The sequence below is a fragment of the Pseudomonas sp. FP198 genome (assembly GCF_030687895.1).
Lineage (GTDB): Bacteria > Pseudomonadota > Gammaproteobacteria > Pseudomonadales > Pseudomonadaceae > Aquipseudomonas.
On the sequence record NZ_CP117452.1, the window covers coordinates 165,328 to 180,101 of the forward strand.

Sequence of the window (14,774 nt, forward strand, 5' to 3'; positions counted from 1 at the left end):
AAATAAAAAGACCCCGCTCAACCAGGTTGAGCGGGGTCTTTTTTTACAGGTGTCGCTTAGTGACGCTTGCGATTGCTGATCAACGTACCCACGCCGGTATCGGTGAAGATCTCCAGCAGGATCGCATTCGGCACGCGGCCGTCGATGATCAGCGAACTGCCAACGCCGCCCTGGACCGCTTCCAGCGCGCAACGGATCTTCGGCAGCATGCCGCCGTAGATGGTGCCATCGGCGATCAGGTCGTCGACTTGCTGGGTCGACAGCCCGGTCAGGACCTTGCCGGTCTTGTCCATCAGGCCGGCGATGTTGGTCAGCAGCATCAGCTTTTCAGCTTTCAGTGCCTCGGCAACCTTGCCCGCCACCAGGTCGGCGTTGATGTTATACGACTCGCCATTGGCGCCCACGCCGATCGGCGCGATGACCGGAATGAAGTCGCCCTTGACCAACAGGTTCAGCAGGTCGGTGTTGATGCCGACCACTTCGCCCACCTGGCCGATGTCGATGATTTCCGGCTGGGTCATCTCCGGCGTCTGGCGGGTTACGGTGAGTTTCTTCGCCCGGATCAGTTCGGCGTCCTTGCCGGTCAGGCCGATGGCGCTGCCGCCGTGGCGGTTGATCAGATTGACGATGTCCTTGTTCACCTGGCCGCCGAGGACCATCTCCACCACATCCATGGTCTGGGCGTCGGTCACGCGCATGCCGTCGATGAAGTGGCTTTCGATCGACAGGCGCTTGAGCAGGTCACCGATTTGCGGACCGCCGCCGTGAACCACCACCGGGTTGATGCCCACCGCCTTCATCAGCACGATGTCGCGGGCGAAGCCGGTCTTGAGCTCCTCGCTTTCCATTGCGTTGCCGCCGTACTTGATCACCAGGGTCTTGCCGACGTAGCGTCGGATGTAAGGCAACGCTTCGGACAGGACCTTGGCGGTGTTGGCGGCGGCTTCGCGTTCGAGGGTCATTCAGGGCTCCGGTGGTGATTCAAATCAGAACGGTAGTTGGAGATCAGGTGCAACACGCTTGAGTTGGCTGTGGAACACATCCTTGATGCGCTGCAGTTCAGCCTCGTTGTCGGCCTCGAAACGCAGCACCAGCACCGGTGTGGTGTTGGAGGCGCGAACCAGGCCCCAGCCTTGTGGGTAGTCGACCCGCACACCGTCGATGGTGGTCAGTTCGGCGCCTTCGCCCCACTGGGCGTCGTGCAGTGCATCAATGATGCTGAATTTGCTCTCTTCGGTCACATGGATATTGATTTCCGGCGTAGAAATATCGTTCGGGAAGGTCGCGAACAGTTCTTCGGCGGTGGATTTCTCCTTGCTGAGGATTTCCAGCAGGCGTGCCGCGCTGTAGATGCCGTCATCAAAACCGAACCAGCGCTCCTTGAAGAAGATATGGCCGCTCATTTCGCCGGCCAGCAGGGCGCCGCTCTGTTTCATTTTTTTCTTGATCAGCGAGTGGCCGGTTTTCCACATGAGTGGGCGACCGCCATATTCCTTGATCAGCGGCACCAGGCGACGGGTGCACTTCACGTCGAAGATGATCTCGGCGTCGGGGTTGCGTGCCACCACGTCCTTGGCGAACAGCATCAGCAGGCGGTCCGGAAACACCACGCTGCCGGTATTGGTCACCACACCCACGCGGTCACCGTCGCCGTCGAAGGCCAGGCCCAGGTCAGCGTTGGTTTCCTTGACCTTGGCGATCAGGTCCTCAAGATTTTCCAGCTTGCCCGGATCCGGGTGATGGTTGGGGAAGTTGCCGTCGACGTCGCAGAACAACGGGATGACTTCACAGTTCAGCGCTTCGATCAGTTGCGGAGCGATGACGCCGGCCGCGCCGTTGCCGCAATCGACCACGACTTTCAGGCGGCGGGCCAGTTTCACGTCCTTGACGATTTCGTCGTTGTAGCGCGGGAGGATATCGACCTTGGTCACGCTGCCCTGGCCACTGCTCAGGTCATTGGTCTTGAGGCGGGTGTGCAGGGCCTGGATCTGCTCGTTGGCGAGGGTGTCGCCGGCGATGACGATCTTGAAGCCGTTGTAGTTCGACGGGTTGTGGCTGCCGGTGAGCATCACGCCGGATTTTCCGGCGAGGACATTGGCGGCGTAGTAAAGCGCCGGGGTCGGCACCAGGCCGACGTCGCTGACGTGGCAACCGCTGTCGGCAAGGCCTTTGATCAACTGCTCGACCAGCTCCGGGCCGGACAAGCGACCGTCGCGGCCGACGTTCACGTTCGGTTCGCCCTGGGCCAGGCTCTGGGAGCCGATGGCGCGGCCGATCCAGTAGGCGGTTTCAGCCGTCAGGGTTTCCGGCACGACGCCACGGATGTCGTAGGCGCGGAAGATGCTGTCAGGGAAGATCGGGGCGATTGCGGCTGGGGTGTTCATGGGCGGGGCGCTCTATCAGGAAAGTGACTGGACAGGCCGACGACGGGCGTCGGCAGGCTCAAGCTGAAGGGTATGACGGCGTTTTTGACAGAGAGTTCGCGGTGGGAAAGTGCCATGAGACAGCGTTACCCCAGCCCGAACGGTCTAAAACGTTGATTCCGGATGGGAAACGTCGCCTGGAGCCGTTGCGCATTTTTCGTCCTGAAACAGAAGCTTAATAAAGCGGCCGGGCCTGCTGTCCGGCCCGAGCAGCCGGATCAGTGGCTACCGGAGTGGCCGAAACCGCCGGCGCCGCGCTGGCTCTCGTCGAATTCCTCGACCAATTCGAAATGGGCCTGGACCACCGGCACCAGCACCAGTTGGGCAATGCGTTCGCCCACGGCGATGTTGAAAGCGGTCTGGCCGCGATTCCAGCAGGACACCATCAGTTCGCCCTGGTAGTCGGAGTCGATCAGGCCCACCAGGTTGCCCAGCACGATGCCGTGCTTATGGCCCAGGCCCGAGCGCGGCAGAATCAGCGCGGCGAGGCCCGGATCGCCGATGTAGACCGACAGGCCGGTGGGTATCAGTAGGGTCTGGCCCGGTTCCAGGATCGTGTCCTGCTTGAGCATCGCCCGCAGATCGAGGCCGGCTGAGCCCGGCGTGGCGTACTGCGGCAGCGGGAATTCACTGCCGATGCGAGGGTCGAGGATCTTGGCTTGTAGAGCGTGCATTGAAATTAAACCTGGTTCAGCCGTTCGGCGATGAAAGTGATCAGTTGGCGGGCAATCTTGCCCTTGCTGGTCTGGGCGAAAAGCGTGGCGTGCAACTGGCGGTCGATCACGCTGCAGGCGTTCTCTTCGCTGTTGAAGCCGATGCTCGGGTTGGCGACGTCGTTGGCGACGATCAGGTCCAGATTCTTGTCCTTGAGCTTGCGCGCGGCGTAATCGAGGAGGTGTTCGGTTTCGGCGGCAAAACCGACGCTGAATGGACGATCGGGACGGGTGGCGATGGTGGCCAGGATGTCCGGGTTGCGTACCATTTGCAGGAGCAGGCCATCGCCGCTCGTAGGGTCTTTCTTCAATTTTTGCGGCGCAACGACTTCGGGGCGGTAGTCCGCCACCGCCGCCGAGGCGATGAACAGGTCGCACGGGATCGATGCCTCACAGGCCGCAAGCATGTCCCGGGCGCTGACGACGTCGATGCGGGTCACCCGATCCGGGGTCGGCAGGTGCACCGGCCCGGTGATCAGCGTCACCCGCGCACCCGCCTCGACCGCGGCTTCGGCCAGTGCGAAGCCCATTTTCCCCGAGCTGTGGTTGGTGATGTAGCGCACCGGGTCGATGTTTTCCTGGGTCGGGCCGGCGGTAATCAGCACATGCTTGCCGGTCAGCGCCTGGCGCTGGAAGCAGTCGGCGGCGCACTGAACCAGGTCGTTGGCTTCGAGCATGCGGCCCATGCCGACATCGCCGCAGGCCTGGCTGCCAGAGGCTGGGCCAAAGACTTTCAGATCGCGGCTTTCGAGCAGTTGCAGGTTGGCCTGGGTGGCGGGGTCGCGCCACATGGCCTGGTTCATGGCCGGCGCCACGGCGACCACGGCGTCGGTAGCGAGTACGAGGGTGGTCAGCAGGTCGTTGGCGATGCCCTGGGCCAGGCGGGCGATCAGGTCGGCCGTGGCCGGGGCGATCAGCACCAGGTCAGCCCATTTGGCCAGCTCGATATGACCCATGGCGGCCTCGGCCGCCGGGTCGAGCAGATCCAGGTGGACCGGGTGTCCGGACAAGGCCTGCATGGTCAGCGGGGTGATGAACTCACTGCCGCCGCGGGTCATGACGACCCGTACTTCGGCGCCCTGGTCGATAAGCCTGCGAACCAGCTCGGCGCTCTTGTAGGCGGCAATGCCGCCGCCGACGCCCAGAACGATGCGTTTCCGATACAGCCGCTGCATAGGCCTGCCTTTCGATTTTAATGGTCAGTGCGGGGCGAACCCTCGGCAGCAGCCTGCCTGGGTACAAATCGCCTGCAAAAAAGATGGGCTAAGATATCACAGCGTCCGCTACGGAACAGCGGCGCCCATTATCAGGGAGATGCCATGAGTATTCGGGACTGGCCGGTGGCCGAGCGGCCACGGGAGAGATTGTTGGTGTCGGGGGCGGAGAGTCTTTCAGACGCCGAGCTGCTGGCGATATTTTTACGCACGGGTGTGTCGGGTAAAAGCGCGGTGGATCTGGCTCGACATCTGTTGTCCCAATTTGGCTGCCTGCGGGCGCTGCTTGAGGCAGATCAGCTCACGTTCAGCAGCCATATGGGGCTGGGCCCGGCGAAATTCGCCCAGTTGCGCGCGGTGCTCGAAATGGGCCGGCGACATCTGGCGGCGCGGACTCGACAGAAGTCGATGCTGGAAGATCCGCAGGCTGTTCGCGACTATCTCAAGTCAATGCTGCGCCACGAACCCCACGAGGTTTTTGGTTGCCTGTTTCTCAACTCACGACATCAGGTGTTGGCATTCGAGGCGCTTTTTCGTGGTTCTATCGCCTGCACCAGTGTTCACCCCCGGCAAGTGGTCAAGCGCGCCCTGGCCCACAACGCCGCCGCCGTGATCCTGTGCCACAACCACCCCTCCGGCAGCACCGAGCCCAGCCAGGCCGACCGAATGCTCACCGAGCGGCTCCAGGACGCGCTGGAGCTGATCGATGTGCGGGTGCTCGACCATTTTATCGTCGGCGATGGGGAGCCGTTGTCGATGGCGGAGCGTGGGTGGATGTAGGCAGGGGCTGACAATATGGAGCCTTTGTGGGAGCGAGCCTGCTCGCGAATGCGGTGTATCAGTTGACTCAAAATTGGCTGACAAACCGATTTCGCGAGCAGGCTCGCTCCCACAAGGGGGCTGGGGCTAGGCCGGGTTACTTGAGGCTGACCTTGGAGTAATCCTGCCGCCCGAACGGGCTCACCGTATAACCCTGCACATCCTTGCGGGTCAGCGCGAATGCCGTCGGGTGCGCCAGCGGCAGCCAAAGCGCTTGTTGCTGGATCTGTGCCTGGGCCTGTTCGTAGAGTTTGGTGCGCACGCCTTGTTCGCTGGTGGTCTTGCCGGCACTGATCAGTTTGTCCAGGTCCGGGTTGCAGTAGCGGGCGAAATTGGTTCCGGACTTGACCGCCGCGCAGGAAAACTGCGGCGTGAGGAAATTGTCCGGAACACCATTGTCGCCGGCCCAGCCCATGAACAGCAGGTCGTGCTCGCCAGCCTTGGCGCGGCGGATCAGCTCGCCCCATTCGATTACGCGGATTTCCGCCTGGATGCCGATTTCCGCCAGGTCCGATTGCAGTAACTGTGCGCCGAGGCTCGGATTGGGATTGAGCAGGCTGCCGGAGGGGCGCGTCCAGATAGTAGTCTTGAAGCCTCCCTTCAAACCGGCCTTGGCCAGCAATTCACGGGCCTTGGCCGGGTCATGGGCATAGCCGGGCAGGTTTTTCGCGTAGCTCCAGGTGTTGGGCGGATAAGGGCCGTTGGCCGCTTCCGCCGTGCCTTCGAAAACGGTCTTGAGGTAGCTGGCCTTGTCAAAAGCCAGGTTGATGGCCTGACGCACTTCAGGCTTGTCCAGCGGCGGATGCTGACTGTTGATCGCCAGGAAAGCCGTCATGAATGCGTCAGTCTGGGCCACCTTCAATGTCGGCTCCTGCCGCGCGGCCTGCACGTCCAGCGGCTTGGGCGAGAGGGCGATCTGGCATTCATTTCGGCGCAACTTCTGCAGGCGCACGTTGGCGTCCGGCGTGATGGCAAATATCAGCGGATCCACCTGGGGCTTGCCGCCGAAATAGTCACCGTTGGCCTTGTAGCGAATCGAGGCGTCTTTCTGGAAACGGTTGAAAATGAACGGGCCCGTGCCGATGGGCTGGCTGTTGAGTTGCTCCGGCTTGCCGGCCTTCATCAACTGCTCGGCATATTCAGCCGAATAGATCGATGCGAAACCCATGCTCAACGTCGCCAGGAAGGTCGAATCGGCATGGTCGAGCGTGAAGCGCACCGTCAACGGATCCAGGGCATCGATTTTTGTAATCAGCGCCGGCAGTTGCATGGATTGGGCGTGAGGGAAGCCGCTCTGGGCAACCTTGTGCCATGGGTTTGCCGGGTCGAGCATGCGCTCGAAGCTGAACTTGACGTCTTCGGCCGTCAGGTCGCGGCGCGGTGTGAAGTAGTCGGTGTGGTGAAACCTGACCTTGTGGCGCAACTTGAAGACATAACTCAGGCCATCGGGCGAAACTTCCCAGCTCTCGGCCAGGCTGGCGACCACCTTGCCGCTGGCGGTGTCGAAATCCACCAGGCGGTTCATCAGCACGTCGGCCGAAGCGTTGGTAGTGGTCAAGGAGTTGTACTGGACGACATCGAACCCTTCCGGGCTGGCTTCGGTACACACGCTCAGGGCGGCGGCCTGGGCCAGCGGGGTGAGCAGCAGAGGGGCGAGCAACAGCGGTAGGGCAGCGAGGCGCATGATTGATTTCCTGTGCAGGTCGGAGGCCCATCTGCGAGTGCAGTCTGGAAAAGGTCTACCCTAGAGGGCTCGTCTGCAAATGACTATCCCCTTTTTGCATTTTCCGGCACCCTTTGCAGCGCTTCGCCGGGCGCGGCCCTGTACCGACCGAAAAAAACCTGTGCGTCGCGACGAGTGGTCAGGACCTCGCGGGCCCTTGTCCCTGCTGCCTGTGGCTGTTGATCGAGGGTTTCCAGCAAAGACAAATCACACCGGCTGTTGTTGTGCCTGGGTCTTTCTGGTATAAAGCAGCGCTCTTTTCTAGGGGCCCGGTTCCTTCACTGTAGGTGTAGCCGGTAAGACCCTTAAAGAAACGCGGCGCCTGGCGCCAAATGACTGAGAGATTAAGCGGCCAACCCATGCCGGGTTGGGCATGTGGTTTTAGAGGGCTGAGGCATGTCGAGAGTCTGTCAAGTTACCGGTAAGGGTCCGGTGACTGGGAATAACATTTCCCACGCAAACAACAAAACCCGTCGTCGTTTCCTGCCGAACCTGCAGCATCACCGCTTCTGGGTTGAAGAAGAGAAACGTTTTGTGCGTCTGCGCGTATCTGCCAAAGGCATGCGCATCATCGACAAGCGTGGCATCAGTGTCGTGCTGGCCGAACTTCGTCGCGATGGCAAGGTTTAAGGGAGCTAATCATGCGTGAATTGATTCGTTTGATCTCGAGCGCCGGTACTGGTCACTTCTACACTACCGACAAGAACAAGCGTACTACCCCGGACAAAATCGAGATCAAGAAATATGATCCGGTTGTTCGCAAGCACGTGATCTACAAGGAAGGCAAAATCAAGTAATTGATTTTTCCCTCTTAAGAAGAAGGCCCGTATCGCGAGATACGGGCCTTTTTCTTTCAAGACTGAAAACCCTGACCGTTTACAACGTAGTCTGACAATTAATCAGCCACACTTGTGACCCGTATAAAAGTTTTCCTTGTCGCTGAAAACATAGAGTCGGTCTTCTTGGTAGTCCATAGTGTAGGCTTCGCCTGCGCGTATATGGCGAATGATCTTTGCTCCCGAATAGGCTTGCATGTCTTTCAGAAATTGCGCGTCTACCTTCATCGGCAGCAGGGAGTTGAAAGCAAAATTAGCCGTGCATACGCCTGAAGGGCGGATCTCGTTCGCAGCTGCTTCAAGCGCTCCGATGCTCAGTGTCAGCAGGGCAGCCAGCGCTGCGATCCGCGGTGTAGTAGTTTTTTTGGCCATGTTGCCTCCTGGCATAATTAATAATCAGCGACTCCTCATTGAGGCGCCCGGATATAATTACAGGAGGGTGATGGTTATGTATATCGCACTGTGTAAGCGTTTGATTCACTCCTGTTGCTCAAACACTACATAGATCTTGCGGCACGCTTCCAGCACTTCCCAAGTTCCCTTGAACCCCGCCGGAATTACAAAGCGGTCGCCCGCCCGAAGTGTCTTGGCATTGCCTTCATTGTCCCGCAGCACCGAAACGCCTTGGACGATTTCGCAGTATTCGTGCTCTGTATAGTTGACCGTCCACTGGCCCACCGCGCCTTCCCACACCCCCGCATTCATCTGTCCGCAAGGACTGCTGTAATGATTGAACACCGCTTGTTCGGGATCCCCCTTGAGCACTTTTACCGGGTCCGGGCGATAGCGGTCGGCGGTGGTGTTGGCCTGGCTGAAATCGACGATGTCCTGGATGCTCATGCGGTTACCCTCGGTGCTTGCGGCGCGGATGGCTGGAAGAGCAAAAGTCTATGTTTATTAAAACGAACATCGCAAGGCCGTTTGCGGGTTTTCTGTCAAATATATTGAAACATCCCCGGTCGCTGGTTTAGGGTGGCGGTGCCTTGTGCCGAATACACATCGGCAGGGCAGAATTCTTGAACGCTACGCATCGCGTGGCGTTCGTACCCAAACAAGAGGAGGACACTCGCATGACCACCCTGACTCGTGCCGACTGGGAACAGCGCGCCCGCGACCTGAAGATCGAAGGCCGCGCCTTCGTCAATGGCGAATACACCGATGCAGTGTCCGGCGAGACCTTCGATTGCCTCAGCCCGGTCGACGGCCGCCTGTTGGGCAAGATCGCCAGTTGCGACGTGGCCGACGCCCAGCGCGCCGTCGAAAACGCCCGTGCGACATTCAATTCTGGCGCCTGGTCGCGCCTGGCGCCGAGTAAGCGCAAAGCCACCATGATTCGTTTTGCCGGCCTGCTCAAACAGCACGCCGAAGAGCTGGCCTTGCTGGAAACCCTGGACATGGGCAAGCCGATCAGCGACTCCCTGAATATTGACGTTCCAGGCGCGGCGCAGGCGTTGAGCTGGAGCGGTGAAGCCATCGACAAGCTCTACGACGAAGTGGCCGCCACCCCGCATGACCAGTTGGGCCTGGTCACCCGGGAACCGGTCGGCGTGGTCGGTGCCATCGTTCCATGGAACTTCCCGTTGATGATGGCCTGCTGGAAGCTCGGCCCGGCGTTGTCCACCGGCAACTCGGTAGTGCTCAAGCCGTCGGAAAAATCCCCGCTGACCGCCATTCGTATCGCCGCGCTGGCCATCGAGGCCGGCATCCCCAAAGGCGTGCTGAACGTGCTGCCAGGCTATGGTCACACGGTTGGCAAGGCCCTGGCCTTGCACATGGATGTCGATACGCTGGTGTTCACCGGCTCCACCAAGATCGCCAAGCAACTGATGATCTATTCCGGCGAGTCGAACATGAAGCGCGTCTGGCTGGAGGCGGGTGGCAAGAGCCCGAACATCGTATTTGCCGATGCTCCGGACCTGCAGGCCGCCGCCGAGGCCGCCGCCAGTGCGATTGCCTTCAACCAGGGCGAAGTCTGCACGGCGGGCTCGCGCCTGCTGGTGGAGCGTTCGATCAAGGACACGTTCCTGCCGCTGGTGATCGAGGCTCTCAAGGGCTGGAAACCTGGCAATCCACTGGATCCAGCGACCAATGTCGGTGCCTTGGTCGACACCCAGCAGATGAATACCGTGCTGTCCTACATTGAAGCCGGTCACAGCGACGGCGCCAAGCTGGTCGCGGGTGGCAAGCGGATTCTCCAGGAAACCGGCGGCACCTACGTCGAGCCGACGATTTTCGATGGCGTGAGCAACGCGATGAAAATCGCCCAGGAAGAAATCTTCGGGCCGGTGTTGTCGGTCATCGCCTTCGACAGTGCCGAAGAGGCTGTCCAGATCGCCAACGACACCCCGTACGGCTTGGCTGCGGCAGTGTGGACCAAGGACATCTCCAAGGCTCACCTGACCGCCAAGGCCTTGCGCGCCGGCAGCGTATGGGTCAATCAATATGACGGTGGCGACATGACCGCACCGTTCGGTGGCTTCAAGCAGTCGGGCAACGGCCGTGACAAGTCGCTGCATGCGTTCGACAAGTACACCGAACTGAAGGCGACCTGGATCAAGCTCTGATCCTTCTGTACGAGCGGAGCTGGCGGTCGACACACATCCCTTGTGGGAGCGAGCCTGCTCGCGAAAGCGGTATGACAATCGACGATTTGGTTGAATGTTGCGCCGTCATCGCGAGCAGGCTCGCTCCCACATTGTTTTGTGGTGATGCCTGGAGTCGATAGTTAGCCACAGGAGCGTGGAAATGCGTTGGGCGACCTATTTCGCCGTGTTGGCCTCTGTCCTGAGCGTCGGCCTTGCCCTCGGCGTAAGCATGCCCCTGGTGTCGCTGCGCCTGGAGGGCTGGGGTTACGGCTCGTTTGCCATTGGCGTCATGGCCGCGATGCCGGCCGTTGGCGTACTGGTCGGGGCCAAGGTTTCGAGCCGGCTGGCGGCGCATTTCGGTACGGCGGCGCTGATGCGCCTGTGCCTGTGGGGCGGGGCGGTGTCCATCGGGTTGTTGGCGCTGTTGCCCAGCTATCCGGTCTGGCTGCTCTTGCGGCTGTTGATCGGAGTCGTGCTGACATTGGTGTTCATTCTTGGCGAGAGCTGGATCAATCAGTTGGTCATCGAGCAATGGCGCGGGCGGCTGGTGGCGTTGTACGGGGCCAGCTACGCCTTGAGCCAATTGTCCGGCCCGCTGCTGCTCGGTGCGCTGGGGACCGACCATGACTACGGGTTCTGGGTGGGTGTCGGGCTGCTATTGGTCGCGCCGTTGTTGCTGCTTGGCCGCAGCGGTGCGCCTGCCAGTGGGGCGGGCAGCGTTACCTTCGGCGATTTGTGGGAATTCTGCCGGGGTCTGCCGGCGATCGGTTGGGCGGTGTCGTTGTTCGCCGCATTCGAGGCGATGATCCTGACGCTGTTGCCGGTCTATTGCCTGCGCCAAGGCTTCAGTGCCGATATCGCGCTGGCGATGGTCAGCACGGTGGTGGTCGGCGACGCCCTGTTGCAGCTACCCATTGGCGCCCTGGCCGATCGCCTGTCGCGCCGGTCGCTGTTCACCGGCTGCGCGGTGGCACTGATGTTGTCCAGCCTCGCGGTGCCGCTGCTGATCGATACCTTGTTGATCTGGCCGCTGTGGGTACTGTTTGGCGCCAGCGCGGGTGGGCTGTTTACCTTGTCGCTGATCCTGATCGGCGAGCGCTACCGCGATGATGCGCTGGTGCGGGCCAACGCCCATGTCGCGCAGCTGTGGGGGATCGGCTGCCTGGTCGGGCCGCTGGTGGCGGGGGCGGGCAGCCAGTGGGTCAGCGGCCATGCGCTGCCGTTGTTCATGGCGGCGGGGGCGTTCGGCCTGGTCATCCTGTTGTTGCGCCAAGGGGCGTTCGGCGCGACACAAACCGCTTGAGCACGTCCAGATACCCGCTGGCCCAAGAGTGTCCAGATTCTAGAGCATCCGCTCCAACCCGATCGTCGTGGCGAACCAGGCATTGAAGCGGCGCCACCAACTGCCCGGTTCGCGTTCCAGGTCGTGCAGCTTGCCGTTGTCCTCGGTGGTCCAGACCAGTTTTTCATCTTTCAGGCGGGCCTGATAACTCAAGGTCGGGGCCATGCCCTGCAGAGCCAGCTCCCGAACCTGGCCGGCGAGTTCCGGGCTGTCCACCAGAACGCCGACTTCGGTGTTCCAGAGCACTGAGCGAGGATCGAAATTGAACGAGCCGATGAACGACTTCTGTTGATCGAAGATGATCGCCTTGCTGTGCAGGCTGGAGTCCGATTCGCCATAAGACTTGCTGTAGAACAGATGCGGGCTGCCGCCGCTGTCGCCGGGTTGGCGGCGCAACTCGAACAGCCGTACGCCATGCTGCAGCAAGGCCTTGCGATACGGCGCGTAGCCGCCGTGCACCGCCGGCACATCGGTGGCTTCCAGCGAATTGGTCAAGAGGCTCACGGAGACACCGGCATCGGCACGGCTGGTCAGGTACACCAGCCCTGGCTGTCCGGGCACGAAGTAGGCGGAGATCATGATCAGTTCCTTGCTGACGCCGGTCAGCTCCGGCCCCAGTTGTGTCGTCAGCAGCAATCGAGGGTCTGGCTCATCCTTGGCCAGTACCTTGCTCGGCGCATCCCACAGCGCCTGGTTCCAGGCCCAGATCAACTGGCCGCGCCAGATGTCCAGGCGCGGCTGGGTCTTGTAGGCGGTCAGTTGCTGATAGAGCGTCTGGTTTTCCTTGTGCGTCTGCTCCAGCGAAGCTTGCAGGCGTACGCGGCTGTTCTCCAGGTCCTTGGGGGTCGGTCGATGGGAAAGGAATTGTTCGATCGGTTTGCTCAGCGCGCTGTTCCAGTATTGGTCGAAGCTGTGTCCCAACTGCTCGGCCACCGGGCCGACGCCGAGCAGGTCGATGTCGGTGAAGTTCAGGTTGGGTTCGGCATCGAAATATTCGTCCCCGAGGTTGCGGCCGCCGACGATGGCCATGCTGTTGTCCGCCAGCCAGAGTTTGTTGTGCATCCGACGATGCTGCAGTGACAGGTTGAACAGGCGCCCCAGGCTGCGGGTCACGCCGGTGGCGCGGCCAAGATGCAACGGGTTGAACAGGCGAATCTGGATGTTCTGGTGCGCGGCCAGGGTCGCGATGACTTGCTCCTGGCCGTCACTGGTGGTGTCGTCAAGCAGGATCCGCACGCGCACGCCACGGTCTGCTGCCTTGAGCAGTTCGTCGACCAACATGCGCGTGCTGATGCCGTCATGAACGATGTAGTACTGCAAATCCAGGCTGCTTTGAGCGTTGCGGATCAGCTCGGCCCGGGCGGTGAAGGCTTCGGTGCTATCGGACAGCAGGCGAAAGCCTGAGCGGCCCTCGTGCGGGGCGGCCTGTTGCGCCACCGAGCGGCCGAACGCTGAGTCGGAGGCTGGCAACGCCTGGGAGGGTTCGCGGGTGACATCAAGACTGGCGCAGCCGCCCAACAGCGAGGCGACTAGCATTAGCGCGTGCAGGATCGGTCTGGATCTCACGTAGGCTCGTTCCGATTGTTAGCGTGGGTCGGCTGTTGGATGCTGCTTCCCTGCCTACACGGTCAGACGGTGTCTCGCTGGGTTTCGTTCAACAACGCTATAGCCACGGCTCCGACCTTGCGCACCGCATCCTCGATCTGTGCCGTTGGCTTGGCAGCGTAGTTCATGCGCAGGCAATTGCGATATTTGCCCGAGGCCGAAAAGATACTGCCGACGGCGATCTGCACGCCTTGGTCGTGCAGCATCCGGTTGAGCTTCAATGTGTCGAAGCCCTCGGGCAATTCGACCCACAGCATGAAGCTGCCGCGGGGACGGCTGGCGCGGGTACCTACCGGGAAATAACGGCTGACCCAATCAATCATCACGTCACGATTGCGCTGGTATTGGCTGCGCATCCGCCGCAAATGCGGTTCGAAATGTCCGCTTTTGAGAAACTCCGCGATGGCTATCTGGGGTTGCGGCGCGGTCGAGCCGGTGCTGATGTATTTCATGTGCAGTACCCGTTCCAGATACCGACCCGGCGCTACCCAGCCGACCCGAAGGCCAGGGGCAAGGGTCTTGGAAAAAGAACTGCAGAGCAGGACGCGACCATCGTCGTCGAAGGACTTGATGGTGCGAGGACGCGGATAGGTGTAGGCCAGTTCCCCATACACGTCGTCTTCGATGATCGCCACATCGAAGCGCTGCGCCAGGGTCAGCAGAGCGCGCTTGTTGGCCTCCGGCATGATGTAGCCCAGCGGGTTGTTGCAGCTGGGGGTCAACTGTATGGCCTTGATCGGCCATTGCTCCAGTGCCAGTTCCAGCGCTTCCAGGCTGATGCCGGTGAGTGGATCGGTGGGTATTTCCAAAGCCTTCATGCCCAGGCCCTTAAGCGTCTGCATGGCGCCGTGGAAGCTGGGGGAGTCCACCGCAACGATGTCGCCCTGCTCGCAGGTGGCGCGGATGCTGACCGACAACGCCTCGTGGCAACCGGTGGTGACGATCAGGTCGCTGGCGCCGAGTTGGCAGCCCGAGTCCAGGGACAGCCGGGCGATCTGCTCACGCAGTTCGAGGTTGCCGTAGATGTTGTCGTAATACAGGCCGGGCATGTCTTGGCGCCGGCTGATCTGCGCCAGGCTGCGCAGCAACGGTTTCATGGTCGGTGAATGGATATCCGGCATGCCGCGACCCAACTGTACGACATCCTTGCGCGGCACCGCGCGTATCAGCTCCAGCACCTGGTCCCACTGGGAGATGTCCACCGGGCGCTGGGCCGGACGGCCAACCGCTGGCAGGTCCGGCAGCTCGCGACTGACCGGGACGAAATAGCCGGACTTGGGTTTCGGCATCGCCAGCCCGCTGTCTTCCAGGACGCGATAGGCCTGCTGCACGGTACTCAGGCTGACCCCGTGTTCGGTACTCAAGGCACGCACCGACGGCAGCCGGTCGCCGGGGCGGTAGAAACCCTGTTCGATGCGGGTGCCGAGCAGCTCGGCGAGGTTCACGTAAAGAGTCATGGTGCATCCCCGATGAGATGAAAACGCCAACCGATACAGATGAGCCACAAAATTACA

At 61.2% G+C, this 14,774-nt stretch carries 13 protein-coding genes and 1 pseudogene; 5 read left to right on the forward strand and 9 right to left on the reverse strand.

Going from position 1 to position 14,774, the window contains the following annotated elements; translation table 11 throughout:
* Nucleotides 1–56 precede the first annotated feature (56 nt).
* The 4 genes and pseudogenes from argB to coaBC all read right to left on the reverse strand — a co-directional run bounded on the left by argB (nucleotide 57) and on the right by coaBC (nucleotide 4,311).
* The gene (gene argB / locus PSH78_RS00770; RefSeq protein ID WP_305497915.1) at nucleotides 57–962 is read right to left on the reverse strand and encodes an acetylglutamate kinase; all 906 of its coding nucleotides are present in this window, start codon (nucleotides 960–962) and stop codon (nucleotides 57–59) included.
* A gap of 24 nt (nucleotides 963–986) precedes the next feature.
* A pseudogene (locus PSH78_RS00775) lies at nucleotides 987–2,390 on the reverse strand (phosphomannomutase/phosphoglucomutase); the annotation flags it as partial.
* A 251-nt stretch (nucleotides 2,391–2,641) separates the two neighbouring features.
* Nucleotides 2,642–3,097, reverse strand: a complete 456-nt coding sequence (gene dut, locus PSH78_RS00780; protein ID WP_053126549.1) for a dUTP diphosphatase — start codon at nucleotides 3,095–3,097, stop codon at nucleotides 2,642–2,644.
* Between the two features lie 5 nt (nucleotides 3,098–3,102).
* Nucleotides 3,103–4,311 carry a bifunctional phosphopantothenoylcysteine decarboxylase/phosphopantothenate--cysteine ligase CoaBC gene (gene coaBC, locus PSH78_RS00785; RefSeq protein WP_305497916.1) on the reverse strand — a complete coding sequence of 403 codons (1,209 nt, stop codon included), beginning with the start codon at nucleotides 4,309–4,311 and terminating at the stop codon, nucleotides 3,103–3,105.
* Nucleotides 4,312–4,455: 144 nt separating this feature from the next.
* Here coaBC and radC point away from each other — a divergent pair, with 144 nt between their 5' ends.
* Complete coding sequence (radC, locus tag PSH78_RS00790; protein WP_305497917.1) at nucleotides 4,456–5,130, forward strand: DNA repair protein RadC; 675 nt, start codon at nucleotides 4,456–4,458, stop codon at nucleotides 5,128–5,130.
* Nucleotides 5,131–5,266: 136 nt separating this feature from the next.
* On the opposite strand, the gene PSH78_RS00795 is transcribed toward radC, so the two are convergent.
* Nucleotides 5,267–6,853: an ABC transporter substrate-binding protein gene (locus PSH78_RS00795; protein WP_305497918.1), complete on the reverse strand. Its 1,587-nt coding sequence runs from the start codon at nucleotides 6,851–6,853 to the stop codon at nucleotides 5,267–5,269.
* Nucleotides 6,854–7,288: 435 nt separating this feature from the next.
* Between PSH78_RS00795 and rpmB the strand changes: the two genes are divergently transcribed.
* On the forward strand, nucleotides 7,289–7,522 hold the full coding sequence (gene rpmB / locus PSH78_RS00800) for a 50S ribosomal protein L28 (RefSeq protein WP_003177273.1): 234 nt from the start codon (nucleotides 7,289–7,291) through the stop codon (nucleotides 7,520–7,522).
* An 11-nt stretch (nucleotides 7,523–7,533) separates the two neighbouring features.
* Nucleotides 7,534–7,689, forward strand: coding sequence for a 50S ribosomal protein L33 (gene rpmG, locus PSH78_RS00805; RefSeq protein ID WP_003177274.1), 156 nt, complete (start codon nucleotides 7,534–7,536; stop codon nucleotides 7,687–7,689).
* A 102-nt stretch (nucleotides 7,690–7,791) separates the two neighbouring features.
* On the opposite strand, the gene PSH78_RS00810 is transcribed toward rpmG, so the two are convergent.
* Nucleotides 7,792–8,100 carry a hypothetical protein gene (locus tag PSH78_RS00810; protein WP_305497919.1) on the reverse strand — a complete coding sequence of 103 codons (309 nt, stop codon included), beginning with the start codon at nucleotides 8,098–8,100 and terminating at the stop codon, nucleotides 7,792–7,794.
* 105 nt (nucleotides 8,101–8,205) lie between these two features.
* Nucleotides 8,206–8,568 (reverse strand): cupin domain-containing protein, encoded by a 363-nt coding sequence (locus tag PSH78_RS00815; protein ID WP_305497920.1) that lies wholly within the window; start codon nucleotides 8,566–8,568, stop codon nucleotides 8,206–8,208.
* Between the two features lie 230 nt (nucleotides 8,569–8,798).
* Between PSH78_RS00815 and PSH78_RS00820 the strand changes: the two genes are divergently transcribed.
* Nucleotides 8,799–10,292 (forward strand): aldehyde dehydrogenase, encoded by a 1,494-nt coding sequence (locus tag PSH78_RS00820; protein ID WP_305497921.1) that lies wholly within the window; start codon nucleotides 8,799–8,801, stop codon nucleotides 10,290–10,292.
* A gap of 181 nt (nucleotides 10,293–10,473) precedes the next feature.
* Nucleotides 10,474–11,616 carry an MFS transporter gene (locus PSH78_RS00825; protein WP_305497922.1) on the forward strand — a complete coding sequence of 381 codons (1,143 nt, stop codon included), beginning with the start codon at nucleotides 10,474–10,476 and terminating at the stop codon, nucleotides 11,614–11,616.
* Nucleotides 11,617–11,655: 39 nt separating this feature from the next.
* Here the strand turns inward: PSH78_RS00825 and PSH78_RS00830 are convergent, their stop codons facing one another.
* Together PSH78_RS00830 and PSH78_RS00835 are read right to left on the reverse strand one after the other, a co-directional pair.
* Nucleotides 11,656–13,221, reverse strand: coding sequence for a phospholipase D family protein (locus PSH78_RS00830; RefSeq protein ID WP_305497924.1), 1,566 nt, complete (start codon nucleotides 13,219–13,221; stop codon nucleotides 11,656–11,658).
* 62 nt (nucleotides 13,222–13,283) lie between these two features.
* Nucleotides 13,284–14,717 carry a PLP-dependent aminotransferase family protein gene (locus PSH78_RS00835; RefSeq protein WP_305497926.1) on the reverse strand — a complete coding sequence of 478 codons (1,434 nt, stop codon included), beginning with the start codon at nucleotides 14,715–14,717 and terminating at the stop codon, nucleotides 13,284–13,286.
* Between the last annotated feature and the right edge of the window lie 57 nt (nucleotides 14,718–14,774).

What these genes read in the sequence shown, in the direction of transcription:
- rpmB (WP_003177273.1), top strand. Translation starts at nt 7,289, where the DNA reads ATGTCGAGAGTCTGTCAAGTTACCGGTAAGGGTCCGGTGACTGGGAAT.
- argB (WP_305497915.1), bottom strand. Translation starts at nt 962, where the DNA reads ATGACCCTCGAACGCGAAGCCGCCGCCAACACCGCCAAGGTCCTGTCC.
- PSH78_RS00825 (WP_305497922.1), top strand. Translation starts at nt 10,474, where the DNA reads ATGCGTTGGGCGACCTATTTCGCCGTGTTGGCCTCTGTCCTGAGCGTC.
- dut (WP_053126549.1), bottom strand. Translation starts at nt 3,097, where the DNA reads ATGCACGCTCTACAAGCCAAGATCCTCGACCCTCGCATCGGCAGTGAA.
- PSH78_RS00810 (WP_305497919.1), bottom strand. Translation starts at nt 8,100, where the DNA reads ATGGCCAAAAAAACTACTACACCGCGGATCGCAGCGCTGGCTGCCCTG.
- coaBC (WP_305497916.1), bottom strand. Translation starts at nt 4,311, where the DNA reads ATGCAGCGGCTGTATCGGAAACGCATCGTTCTGGGCGTCGGCGGCGGC.
- PSH78_RS00795 (WP_305497918.1), bottom strand. Translation starts at nt 6,853, where the DNA reads ATGCGCCTCGCTGCCCTACCGCTGTTGCTCGCCCCTCTGCTGCTCACC.
- PSH78_RS00835 (WP_305497926.1), bottom strand. Translation starts at nt 14,717, where the DNA reads ATGACTCTTTACGTGAACCTCGCCGAGCTGCTCGGCACCCGCATCGAA.
- PSH78_RS00820 (WP_305497921.1), top strand. Translation starts at nt 8,799, where the DNA reads ATGACCACCCTGACTCGTGCCGACTGGGAACAGCGCGCCCGCGACCTG.
- PSH78_RS00815 (WP_305497920.1), bottom strand. Translation starts at nt 8,568, where the DNA reads ATGAGCATCCAGGACATCGTCGATTTCAGCCAGGCCAACACCACCGCC.
- radC (WP_305497917.1), top strand. Translation starts at nt 4,456, where the DNA reads ATGAGTATTCGGGACTGGCCGGTGGCCGAGCGGCCACGGGAGAGATTG.
- rpmG (WP_003177274.1), top strand. Translation starts at nt 7,534, where the DNA reads ATGCGTGAATTGATTCGTTTGATCTCGAGCGCCGGTACTGGTCACTTC.